Raw genomic sequence first — 10,671 nt, 5'->3', positions numbered from 1 at the left:
CCTCCCCCGCCGTAGTTGCTCGCGCAGCCCGCCATGCTGAACGCGCCGGCTGCGAGGATGGGGAGGATAAACTTGCGCATCGCTGTTCTCCGAAAATCAGGGGCCCAAATATCTTGGTTATGCCCAAATGAACGGAAGTGAACGCAAGAGGTTCCTTGGCAATGAAACGACATGTCGAGCGCGAACGTCCGGTCGTCCCGGGAAAAGCAAGCCCGTCACGCAACTTGGCGCCGACTTCGAGAGTCGGCCCCAAGGTTATTGCAACGTTGTTCGAACCATTCAGGCCCGGATCACTCCGGCTTCTTGGCCACCGCGACCATGGCCGGCCGCAGCAGGCGATCCTTGATCATGTAGCCGGCCTGCAGCTCCTGCAGCACAGTGCCGGGCTCGGCGTCGGTCGAGGGAATCTCCAGCATCGCCTGGTGCTGGTTGGGATCGAGCGGCAGGCCCATGGCGGCGATCCGGCTGATGCCGTGGCTGGCGAAGACCTTGTCGATCTCGCGGCCAGTCGCCTCGATGCCGGCGACCACGTTCTTCAGCTTTTCATCCTCACGCAGGTCCACCGGGATGGCGGAAAGCGCGCGGCTCAGATTGTCGGACACCGATAAGATGTCGCGCGCGAAGCCGGTCGCGGCGTAGGCGCGGGCGTCGGTGATGTCCTTTTCGAGGCGGCGGCGCACGTTCTGCGTCTCGGCGCGCGCGTAGAGCACTTCCTGCTTGGCCCCTGCCAGCTCCTCGCGCAGCTTGGCGATCTCGTCGTTCTCGCCGGCAGTGTCGAGGAAGTCCTCGGGCACGCCCTGCAGTTCCTCGGCGAGGGACGGGTCCTTGGCGGTATCGTTGGGCGACTGTGTCTTGTCGTCGGTCATTTCGTGTGTCTGTCCAGCTATCCGATGAGCTTGCCCAGGCTCTGGGCGGTGAAGTCCACCATGGGCACTACGCGCGCATAATTCAACCGCGTGGGGCCGATAACCCCCACCACGCCGACCACCCTGCCCTCACGGTCCCGGTAGGGCGAGGCGATCACCGAAGAGCCCGATAACGCGAACAAGCGATTCTCGGAGCCGATGAATATGCGCGTCGCCTGCGCCTCGCGCGCGGTGTCGAGCAGGTCCGCGACCGACTGCTTGTTCTCCAGGTCGTCGAGCAGCGAGCGCACGCGTTCGAGGTCTGTCAGCGCCGCCTCGTCGAGCAGGTTCGCCTGTCCGCGCACGATCAGCACGGGGCGCGCCATCGCGTCCTCGGTCCACACCGCGAGCCCGCGCTCCACGAGATCGCGGCTGGCCGAATCGAGCGCAGACTGGCCCGACGCGATCTGCGCGCGCATCGCCAGAGCGGCTTGTGCCAGCGTGCGTCCGGCAAGATGCGCGGAAATGTAGTTCGAAGCCTCTTCCAGCGCGCCGGGCGGCAGGCTGGCGGGAAGTTCGACGATGCGATTCTCGACACCGCCATCTTCTCCCACCAGCACCGCCAGCGCACGGCCCGGCCCCAGCGGCACGAGTTGCAGATGCACGAGGCGCGGCTCCCGCCGGGGCACCATGACCACGCCCGCGCCAGACGACAGACTGGAGAGCAACATGCTCGTCGCCTCCAGCGCCGCCTCGATCGGGCCTGGCGCCGAAATACGGCTCTCGATCGCGAGGCGCTCCTCCACGGTGGGTTCCGCAACCTGCATGATGCCGTCAACGAACAGGCGCAGCCCCGCCTCGGTCGGCAGGCGTCCAGCGCTGGTATGCGGCGCTGCCAGCAATCCCAGCCCTTCGAGATCCGCCAGCACCGAGCGGATCGAGGCCGACGAGAGGTTCATGCCTCCCGGCCCCGCAAGCGCCTTCGATCCCACCGGCACGCCTGTGGAAAGATAGCCTTCCACCACGAGACGGAAGATGTCGCGGGCACGGGTGGTCAGTTCGGTGATCGGGGGTGTGGGCATGTCCGGCCCAATCTAGGCCTTATGCACTTGCGGCCTCAAGCCCAATGCGCCTAGGGCCCGTGCATAATTCAAGACGAGGATCTTTCATGCGACCTTCAGGCCGTGCCGCAGACGAAATGCGCACCATCGACATCCAGACCGGCTTCACCAAGCACGCCGAGGGTTCGGTGCTGATCTCCTTCGGCGACACCCGTGTGCTCGTCACTGCCTCGGTCGAGGAAAAGGTGCCGCCGTTCCTGCGCGGCAAGGGCGAAGGCTGGGTCACGGCCGAATACTCCATGCTTCCGCGCGCCACGCACACCCGCGGCAGCCGTGAAGCGGCCAAGGGCAAGCAGTCGGGCCGTACGCAGGAAATCCAGCGCCTGATCGGCCGTTCGCTCCGCTCGGTCGTCGACATGAAGAAGCTGGGCGAACGCCAGATCGTGCTGGACTGCGACGTCATCCAGGCCGACGGCGGCACCCGCACCGCCTCGATCTCGGGCGCATGGGTCGCGCTGCGCCTCGCCGTCGACAAGCTGATGGCCGAGGGCAAGATCAAGGAAGACCCCATCCAGGCCCGCGTCGCCGCCGTCTCCTGCGGCATCTGCGAGGGCACCCCGGTGCTCGATCTCGACTACATCGAGGACAGCGCTGCCGACGCCGACGCCAACTTCGTGCTGATCGAGGGCGGCAAGATCGCCGAGGCCCAGGCCACCGCAGAAGGCGCGACTTACGACGAAGAAGGCCTGCTGCGCCTCCTGCGCCTCGCCCGCATCGGCTGCGACGGCATCTTCGCCGCGCAGGCGAAGGCTGTCGGACGCTGACGTAAACTGGGATGACGAGGTGTGACCATGCGCAAATTCGACGGCAAACGCCTCGTCATCGCCACCCATAACGCCGGCAAGCTGCGCGAGATTTCCGCGCTGCTCGCGCCTTACGGGGTCGAGTGCCTGTCTGCCGGCCAGCTCGGTTTGCCCGAGCCGGACGAAACGGGCACGACCTTCGCCCAGAACGCGCTGCTCAAGGCCCATGCCGCCGCCAAGGCCGCGCAGTTGCCCGCGCTTGCTGACGACAGTGGGCTCTCGGTGACCGCGCTCGGCGGAAGGCCCGGCGTCTACACCGCCGACTGGGCCGAGCGGCAGTGGTTCGAGGGTGACCCCGGCCGTGACTGGTACATGGCGATGGGCAAGGTCGAGGGCTTGCTCAGCGAGCAAGGCCCGGACGTCGATCGCTCATGCTGGTTCTCCTGTACTCTCGCGATCGCCTGGCCTGAAGGCGACGAGGTTGTCTACGAAGGCCGCGTCGAGGGCACCTTCTCCTGGCCGCCGCGCGGGACGATGGGATTCGGCTACGACCCCGTCTTCGTTCCAAACGGCCGCGATGTGACGTTCGCCCAGCTGCCGCCCGAAGAAAAGCAGAGCATGAGCCACCGCGCCGATGCTTTCGTCAAGCTCGTGGCAGACCAGTTCAGCACCGCTGCGCCGGTCGATGGCCTCTCCGGCTGAGGCACTCCGCCTCGGCCGCGAGGCGGTCGGCAGGGGGCAGCTCGACGCCGCCGTCCTGTACTTTCGCGCGGCCCTCGACGCTCTCCCCGGCGATCCGACGGCGACGATCTGGCTGGGACAGACGCTCTGCGCCGGTGGGCATCTCTTCGAAGGTACCGCGCATCTTCGCGAAGGTGTTCTCGCCCGCCTTCGGACAGCGGGGGGAAATCCAGCCGATCTGCTGCCCGCCGCCCTGCTTCTGCAAAAAGTGGGCGACGCTGCATCCTCGCTCGAAGTGCTGGATGCCATTGCCGAAACGGGCTTCGACACTCCGTCATTGTGGCATTCGACGGCGACCGCCGCCGCGCAGTTGGTCCGGCACGACGTAGCGCTGGAAGCCTGCCGCAAGGGCTTGGCTCTGGCGCCCGGGCATAGCGGCTTCGAGGTGCTTACCGCCAGCATCGAGATCGACGCTCGGCAGGCCGACACGGCACTCGGCCGCCTCGACAGACTTCTCGGCCGGCCCCTCCCGGATCGCGAGCGCTTCCGTACCCTGCGCGAAAGAGCCCGAGCCCTCGACCGTGTCGGCCGTCACCGCGAGGTATTCGCCGACCTGGCTGCCAGCACGGCCCTTGCCCCTCAACTTCCCGAATACGCCGCGCAGGACCACGACCTCGTCTCCCGCCTGCTGGCTAAGGACGCGGCTGGCTTCGACGCCTCCATGTTCCGACGCTGGCGCGGCGGGCCACCCGCAGACGATGGTCCCGCCCCGATATTCCTGCTCGGCTACCTGCGCTCCGGAACGACGCTCATGCAGGAGGTGCTGGCCTGCCACCTCGGCGTGATGGTCGCCGACGAAGTGCCACTGCTGGCCGGAACCCATGCTGCGCTCCCCGCCGGCCAGAAACGGCTCGCCATCCTCGACGCGCTCGACCGACCGGCCATTGCCAAGCTGCGCGCACGTTATCGCCATCTTGCCGCGGTGCGCCTCGGCCCTGACGCCGGGAACAACCGCATGGTCGACAAGTTCGCGCTCAACGTCATCGACCTGCCGGTGATCCTGCGCCTGTTCCCCGAGGCGCCGATCCTGTTCATGGTCCGCGACCCGCGCGATGCCTGCCTGTCTTCGGTGCTCCAACTGATGCCGCCGAGCCCATCGACCGTAAACCTGCTCGACTGGCACGACGCCGTGCGCTTCCACGCGCTGATCACCGCAAGCTGGCGGCACTACCGCGACGCGCTGGGGCTGCATGCGAGCGAAGTGCGCTACGAAGCGCTCGTCGGCGACCTTGAAGGCACCATGCGCAAAGTGCTCGCTCCCCTCGGGCTGGAGTGGAACGACACCATGCGCGTCTTCCACAAGAACGCCGCCACCCGCGCGATCAGCACACCGAGCCGGAGCCAGGTCACTCGCCCGCTCGACCGCGCCTCGATGGAGCGTTGGCGCGACTACGCGCCCGAAATCGCGCAAATCGAGCACATCATCGCCCCCGCCCTTCACGACTGGGGCTATTGACTTCCCGGCCGAACCCGCGCCTGAGAAACCATATGGCCCGCGCCCTCTACATCCACTGGCCGTTCTGCCTCGCCAAGTGCCCGTACTGCGACTTCAACAGCCATGTCCGCGACCGGGTCGACCACGCGGCATGGCAGGCGGGACTTCTCGCCGACATGCGCCATGAGCACGAGCTGGCAGGCGGCGAACCGCTCGAATCCATCTTCTTCGGCGGCGGCACGCCCTCGCTGATGCCCCCTGCCCTCGTCGCCCGCCTGCTCGAAGAAGCCGAGCGCCTCTGGGGCTTCGCGCCCGGCATCGAGATCACGCTGGAGGGCAACCCCTCCTCGGTCGAGGCGGCGAACTATGCCGCGCTGGCGAGCGTCGGCGTCAACCGCGTCTCGCTCGGCCTGCAGGCGCTCGACAACGAGACGCTGCGCTTTCTCGGCCGCCTGCACGACGCCTCCGAAGGCCTCGCCGCGCTGGACGTGGCGCAGGCGAACTTCGATCGCGTGAGCTTCGACCTGATCTATGCCCGCCCAGGCCAGTCGCTGGACGGCTGGCGCGCGGAACTGGCGCGGGCGCTGTCGTTCGGCACCGGGCACCTCTCACTCTACCAGCTCACCATCGAGCCCGGCACGAAGTTCGAGACGATGGTGCGCAAGGGCGACTTCGATCCGCTAAACGAGGACGCCTGCGCCGACATGTTCGCCCTCACCCGCGAGATGACGGCCGCTGCGGGCCTTCCCGCCTACGAGATCAGCAACCACGCCCGTCCCGGCGAGGAAAGCCGCCACAACCTCACATACTGGCGCTATCAGGACTATGTCGGCATCGGTCCGGGAGCCCATGGACGGCGCGGGGCGCTCGCTACCGTGCGGCATCGCAAGCCGGAGAACTGGCTCGCCGAAATCGACCGCAGCGCCCACGGTATTGCCGAGGAACGCCCGCTCGCCCTTCCCGAGCAGGCCAGCGAAGCCATGCTGATGGGCCTGCGCCTGCGCGAAGGCGTGGACCTGGAAGTCATGTCCGCCCGTTTCGGGCTCGATCCCTTCCAACTGTGCGATCCGGCAGAGGCGCAGTTCTACGAGAGCCAGGGCCTCGTCCTGCGCGACGGCGCGCATGTCGCGGTCACCGATGCCGGCATGTGCCTGCTCGACGGACTGCTCGGCGAACTCGTACCCGGACAACTGGTGGAAGGCTGATGGCGCAGAAGGCCGACCTGCTGGAGGCCTGGGGCGAGTACCTTACCCAGGGCCGCCGCCGCAGTCCGCACACGGTCCGAGCCTATATCGCCACCGCCTCACGCCTGCTCGACGCATTGGGCGGAAGCGACTGGGCCTCACTCGCCGTTCTCGATGCGCCCGCCCTGCGTGGCCACCTCGCGGCGAGGCGGCAGGACGGCATCGGCAACGTCTCCGCCGCGCGCGAGCTTTCGGCGCTCAAGGCTTTTCTCTCTTTCGCGCGCGGCAGGTCGGGCATGACGCAGGCGACCGCGCCTCGCCTCCAAGGGCCGCGCGTCAAGAAGGGCCTGCCGCGGCCGGTGACGCCCGACGAGGCGGTGAACCTTGCCGCCACGGTGGAGGAAGACGCCAGCGAGCCGTGGATCGGTGCGCGCGACCGGGCCGTGCTGCTGCTGCTCTACGGCGCGGGACTGCGCATCGCCGAGGCCCTCTCACTGACTGGCGCGGCGCTCCCCTTGGGTGAAACGCTGGTGGTCACCGGCAAGGGCGGCAAGCAGCGCATGGTACCGCTGCTGCCGATCGTGCGTTCAGGCGTGGCGGACTATCTGGACAAATGTCCCTGGCCGATCGAGCGAGACAAGGCGCTGTTCCGCGGTGCCAAGGGGGGCGCGTTGTCACAGGGTATGGTCCAGAAGGCCGTGGCCCGCGCGCGCGTTTCGCTCGGGCTGCCAGCGAGCGCGACCCCGCACGCACTGCGCCACAGTTTCGCCACGCATCTTCTGGGAGCGGGGGCGGATCTGCGGTCATTGCAGGAACTTCTAGGCCATGCCTCGCTGAGTTCGACGCAGATCTATACGCGGGTGGATGCAGCGACCCTGCTGGATGTCTACCGCAACGCCCACCCCCGGGAGCAGGGCTGAAACGCGACTATTCCTGTCGAGGTTTCCAGGTCGCCACGCGCCATATGTAGAAGGCGATGGATACCACCGCGACGACCAAAGTGACCCAGCCGAACCATTGCTCCGCCTGCGCCAGTGTGCGGCCCAGCCAACGGCCACCAAGGATCAGCAGCACGTTCCAGATGGCCGCGCCTGCCGCCGTGAAAGCCAGGAAACGCAGGTGGCCCACGTGGGCAAGGCCGGCCGGGACGGAAATCATCGACCGGAACATCGGCATGAAACGGAACACGAAAACGACCCAATGCCCGTGCCGGCGCAGGAACTTGCCGGCGACTTCGACATCGTGCCACTCCAGCGTCAGCCAGCGGCCCCAGCGGTCGATGAACGGGCGCAGCCGCTCGTAGCCCATGCGATCGGCAATCAGGAACAGCACGTAGTTTCCAAGCGCCGAGCCTACCGTTCCCGCCACCAGCAGAGGCCAGAACTGCATGTGGCCGCGCGCCACGGCAACCCCTCCCAGCCCCATGATGACTTCTGACGGGACCGGCGGAATGATGTTCTCGAGCGCCATGAGGAACACGATACCGAGATAGCCGCCCTGCCGGATGACTTCGTAGACCCATTCAGACATGGGCTATACCTGTCCGGATCACATTGCCGCGTGGCGCGCCTCGATCGCATCCCAGATGAGAGCGCCGGTGTCGGTGCCGTTGAACCGGTCGATCGCCACGATGCCGGTGGGCGAAGTCACGTTGATTTCCGTCAGCCATTTCCCGCCAATCACGTCGATGCCCACGAAAACCAGCCCGCGAGCCTTGAGTTCCGGCCCGAGCGCCGCGCAGATTTCCTCTTCGGCCGAAGTGAGCGTGCTGGCCTCGGCCGAGCCGCCGACCGCGAGGTTGGAGCGGAACTCGCCCGCGCCCGGCTTGCGGTTGATGGCGCCGGCAAACTCGCCGTCGACGAGGACGATGCGCTTGTCGCCTTCCGAGACGTCGGGGAGGAAGGGCTGGACCATGAACGGCTCGACCCAAGCGTTCTCGAACATCTCGATCAGCGCGCCGAGGTTGGAGCCGTCGGCGGGCACGCGGAAAACGGCCTTGCCGCCATTGCCGTGGAGCGGCTTGATGACGAGGTCACCCGGGTGGCGAAGGTTGAACGCCTTCACGTCCTCGATCCGGCGCGCGATGAAGGTGGGCGGCATGAACCGCGCGTAGTCGAGCACGAACACCTTCTCGGGCGCATTGCGCACCGAGGCGGGATCGTTGACCACCAGCGTGCGACCCGCGAGCCGCTCCAGCAGGTGCGTGGCGGTGATATAGCCGAGGTCGAAGGGCGGGTCCTGGCGCATCAGAACCACGTCGATGTCCTCGACGAGATCGATCAGCCGGTACTCGCCGCGCGTAAAGTGGGCCCCTTCGACGCGCTGCACCGTCACCGGAGCGCCCCAGCAGGTCAATCGACCGCCGGCGCCGTGCGCGGTGTCGTAGGCCAGCGTCCGCACGTCGTAGTGGAACAGCGTATGCCCCCGCGCCTGCGCCGCCAGCATGAGCGCAAAGGAGGAATCGCCCCCGATCTTGATGGTTTCGAGTGGATCCATCTGGACGGCGACGCGTAGGGTCATGGCGATTGTCGGCCTTTGCGAAAGGGTTGGAGGTGGTGTCCTGGGCAGCGGCTTAGCCGCAACGCGCCCAAGGTGCGACCGGAATTGCGAGTTTCAACCGCACGCCGAAATTCACCTCAGCGGTTGCCACGCATTCTCGATCCGGCGCGGCCAAATGCCGGGTGCGACGAGGACCACGTCGATCCGCACGTCGTCGCCCGGCTTCTGGTAGCGGCTGGTCAACAGCCCTGCCGCATCGGCGACACGGCGCAACCGGTATGCGTCGATCGCCAGGTCGAGTTCCTTGGCGGTGCGCCGCCACTTCACCTCGACGAAACACACCACGCGGCCGCGCCGGGCGACGATATCCACCTCGCCCCGCCGCGTCTTGACCCGCCTCGCCAGCACGCGCCAGCCGGTGAGCCACAGGTACAGAGCCGCCAGCGACTCGCCGCGCCGGCCGTGCTGCTCGGCCCTGGCCCGCCGGTCGCTCATTTCAGTTCCATGGCCCGCGCATAGAGTGTCTTGCGGTCGAGCCCGGTCGCCTTGGCCACCATGCCCGCTGCCTGCGATGCCTTGGCATCGACCAAGGCGGCCCGCAGCAGCGCATCAACGTCGACCTCACCCACCGGTTCGTCTCCCGGCGGCCCTATCAGCAGGACGATCTCGCCTTTGGGCGGATGCGCGGCGTAATGGGCAGCAAGCTCGCCCGGCGGCCCGCTGCGACATTCCTCGAACTTCTTGGTCAGTTCGCGCGCCACCGCCACCTCGCGGCCCGGCAGGACCTCGCCGATCGCAGCCAGCGAGGCGTCGAGGCGCGGCGCGGTCTCGTAGAACACCAATGTGGCAGGCACGTTCGCGAGGCTGGCGAGTGTATCCTCGCGCGCCTTGGCCTTGTTGGGCAGGAAGCCGGCGAACAGGAACCGGTCGTTAGGCAGACCCGAGAGCGTCATTGCCAGCACCGCGGCGTTCGGACCCGGCAGGCTGGTGACGGCGATCCCCCGCTCGCGCGCGATGCGGACCAGGCGGTAGCCCGGATCGGAGATCAGTGGCGTGCCCGCATCACTGACCAGAGCCATCGGCTCGGCCTCCATCAGAGCGAGCAGGCGTTCGCGGTCACCTTCACTGGCGTGGTCGTCGTATCGGATCAGGCGCTGCTTTATCCCCAGATGATGCAGCAGCTTGCCGGTGACGCGCGTGTCCTCGCAGGCCACCGCTGCCACGCCTTTCAAGGTCTCCACGGCGCGCAAGGTTATGTCGCCCAGGTTGCCAATGGGGGTTGCGACTATGTACAGGCCCGGCGAAAGAGTGTTTTCCATCACCTCACTCATGGCCATAGACCAAGGGAGCGGCAAGCAATGTTCGACAAGAGCCTGAAACGGCGGATAAATCGGCGCAATCTTCTCGCCGCAGCCGCCATGGCCGTGCTCGCCGGCTGCGCGGTCGTGCCCAAGGCGCCGATCACCGCTCCGGCCCCAGCGCCGAAGCCCGCGCCGCCCCCCAGCGACATCCCGGTCGACACCGAAAGGCACCGTGTCGCACTGCTTGTGCCGGTGACGGGCGCCAATGCCGGCGTCGGCCAGGCGATCGCCAATGCCGCGAACATGGCCCTGCTCGACACCGCCGCGAAGAACCTGCGCGTCACGACCTACGACACTTCGGCCGGCCCCGCCGAAGCCGCGCGCCGCGCCATCGCCGACGGCAACCAGCTGATCCTTGGGCCCCTGCTGGCCGACGACATCCCGGCCATCTCGGCGATCGCCAAGGCATCGAAGATCCCGGTCATCTCGTTCTCCAACGACGAGCAGGCGGCCAGCCGCGACGTCTTCATCATGGGTAACCTGCCCGGCCAGTCCGTCACCCGCACGGTCGAGTACGCCCGCGCACAGGGCGTCTCCAGCTTCGCCGCCCTCGTCCCTCGGGGAGACTACGGCGACCGCACCAGTGCCGCCCTACTTAGCGCCGTGCGCGCCGGTGGCGGTTCGGTCATCGCGCTCGAGCCCTATGACCGCAGCGCCGCCTCGATCGCGACGGCGGCCCAGCGGATCAAGGCGAAGGGCGGCTTCAACGCGTTGCTCATCGCCGATAGCGGCAGCCTCTCCG

Annotated in this window: 12 protein-coding genes; 6 read left to right on the top strand and 6 right to left on the bottom strand. The window is 67.4% G+C overall.

Annotation, left to right across the window (positions count from 1 at the left end; all coding sequences use genetic code 11):
• Nucleotides 1-290 precede the first annotated feature (290 nt).
• A complete protein-coding gene (locus PMI02_RS09720) occupies nucleotides 291-866 on the bottom strand; it encodes a nucleotide exchange factor GrpE (RefSeq protein ID WP_007682047.1) in 576 nt (191 codons plus the stop codon).
• A 17-nt stretch (nucleotides 867-883) separates the two neighbouring features.
• A complete protein-coding gene (hrcA, locus tag PMI02_RS09715) occupies nucleotides 884-1,927 on the bottom strand; it encodes a heat-inducible transcriptional repressor HrcA (RefSeq protein WP_007682038.1) in 1,044 nt (347 codons plus the stop codon).
• Nucleotides 1,928-2,013: 86 nt separating this feature from the next.
• Here hrcA and rph point away from each other — a divergent pair, with 86 nt between their 5' ends.
• The 5 genes from rph to PMI02_RS09690 are packed head-to-tail and all read left to right on the top strand — an operon-like array spanning nucleotide 2,014 to nucleotide 6,989.
• Complete coding sequence (gene rph / locus PMI02_RS09710) at nucleotides 2,014-2,730, top strand: ribonuclease PH (RefSeq protein ID WP_007682037.1); 717 nt, start codon at nucleotides 2,014-2,016, stop codon at nucleotides 2,728-2,730.
• A 27-nt stretch (nucleotides 2,731-2,757) separates the two neighbouring features.
• Entirely contained in the window at nucleotides 2,758-3,411 is a 654-nt protein-coding gene (gene rdgB / locus PMI02_RS09705) for an RdgB/HAM1 family non-canonical purine NTP pyrophosphatase (protein ID WP_007682036.1), read from the top strand.
• On the top strand, nucleotides 3,395-4,906 hold the full coding sequence (locus tag PMI02_RS09700; protein WP_007682034.1) for a sulfotransferase: 1,512 nt from the start codon (nucleotides 3,395-3,397) through the stop codon (nucleotides 4,904-4,906). Before rdgB ends, PMI02_RS09700 begins: the two co-directional genes overlap by 17 nt.
• Before the next feature lie 32 nt (nucleotides 4,907-4,938).
• The gene (gene hemW / locus PMI02_RS09695; protein ID WP_007682033.1) at nucleotides 4,939-6,090 is read left to right on the top strand and encodes a radical SAM family heme chaperone HemW; all 1,152 of its coding nucleotides are present in this window, start codon (nucleotides 4,939-4,941) and stop codon (nucleotides 6,088-6,090) included.
• A complete protein-coding gene (locus tag PMI02_RS09690) occupies nucleotides 6,090-6,989 on the top strand; it encodes a tyrosine recombinase XerC (RefSeq protein ID WP_007682032.1) in 900 nt (299 codons plus the stop codon). Before hemW ends, PMI02_RS09690 begins: the two co-directional genes overlap by 1 nt.
• A 7-nt stretch (nucleotides 6,990-6,996) precedes the next feature.
• Here PMI02_RS09690 and PMI02_RS09685 read toward each other — a convergent pair whose 3' ends face one another.
• The 4 genes from PMI02_RS09685 to rsmI form a co-directional block, all read right to left on the bottom strand.
• Nucleotides 6,997-7,599 (bottom strand): DedA family protein, encoded by a 603-nt coding sequence (locus PMI02_RS09685; RefSeq protein WP_007682031.1) that lies wholly within the window; start codon nucleotides 7,597-7,599, stop codon nucleotides 6,997-6,999.
• Nucleotides 7,600-7,617: 18 nt separating this feature from the next.
• Entirely contained in the window at nucleotides 7,618-8,589 is a 972-nt protein-coding gene (gene gshB / locus PMI02_RS09680) for a glutathione synthase (RefSeq protein WP_007682030.1), read from the bottom strand.
• Nucleotides 8,590-8,700: 111 nt separating this feature from the next.
• A complete protein-coding gene (locus PMI02_RS09675; RefSeq protein ID WP_007682028.1) occupies nucleotides 8,701-9,063 on the bottom strand; it encodes a YraN family protein in 363 nt (120 codons plus the stop codon).
• Nucleotides 9,060-9,887 (bottom strand): 16S rRNA (cytidine(1402)-2'-O)-methyltransferase, encoded by an 828-nt coding sequence (rsmI, locus tag PMI02_RS09670; RefSeq protein ID WP_007682026.1) that lies wholly within the window; start codon nucleotides 9,885-9,887, stop codon nucleotides 9,060-9,062. The genes PMI02_RS09675 and rsmI overlap by 4 nt, the downstream gene beginning before the upstream one ends.
• Before the next feature lie 39 nt (nucleotides 9,888-9,926).
• Here rsmI and PMI02_RS09665 point away from each other — a divergent pair.
• The coding region (locus PMI02_RS09665) for a penicillin-binding protein activator (protein ID WP_007682025.1) at nucleotides 9,927-10,671 on the top strand (745 nt) is incomplete at its 3' end.

The organism is Novosphingobium sp. AP12, from assembly GCF_000281975.1.
In the GTDB taxonomy this organism is placed as follows: Bacteria; Pseudomonadota; Alphaproteobacteria; order Sphingomonadales; family Sphingomonadaceae; genus Novosphingobium.
The sequence above is the reverse complement of the archived record's forward strand: the minus strand, read 5'-3'. Positions and strand labels throughout refer to the sequence as shown.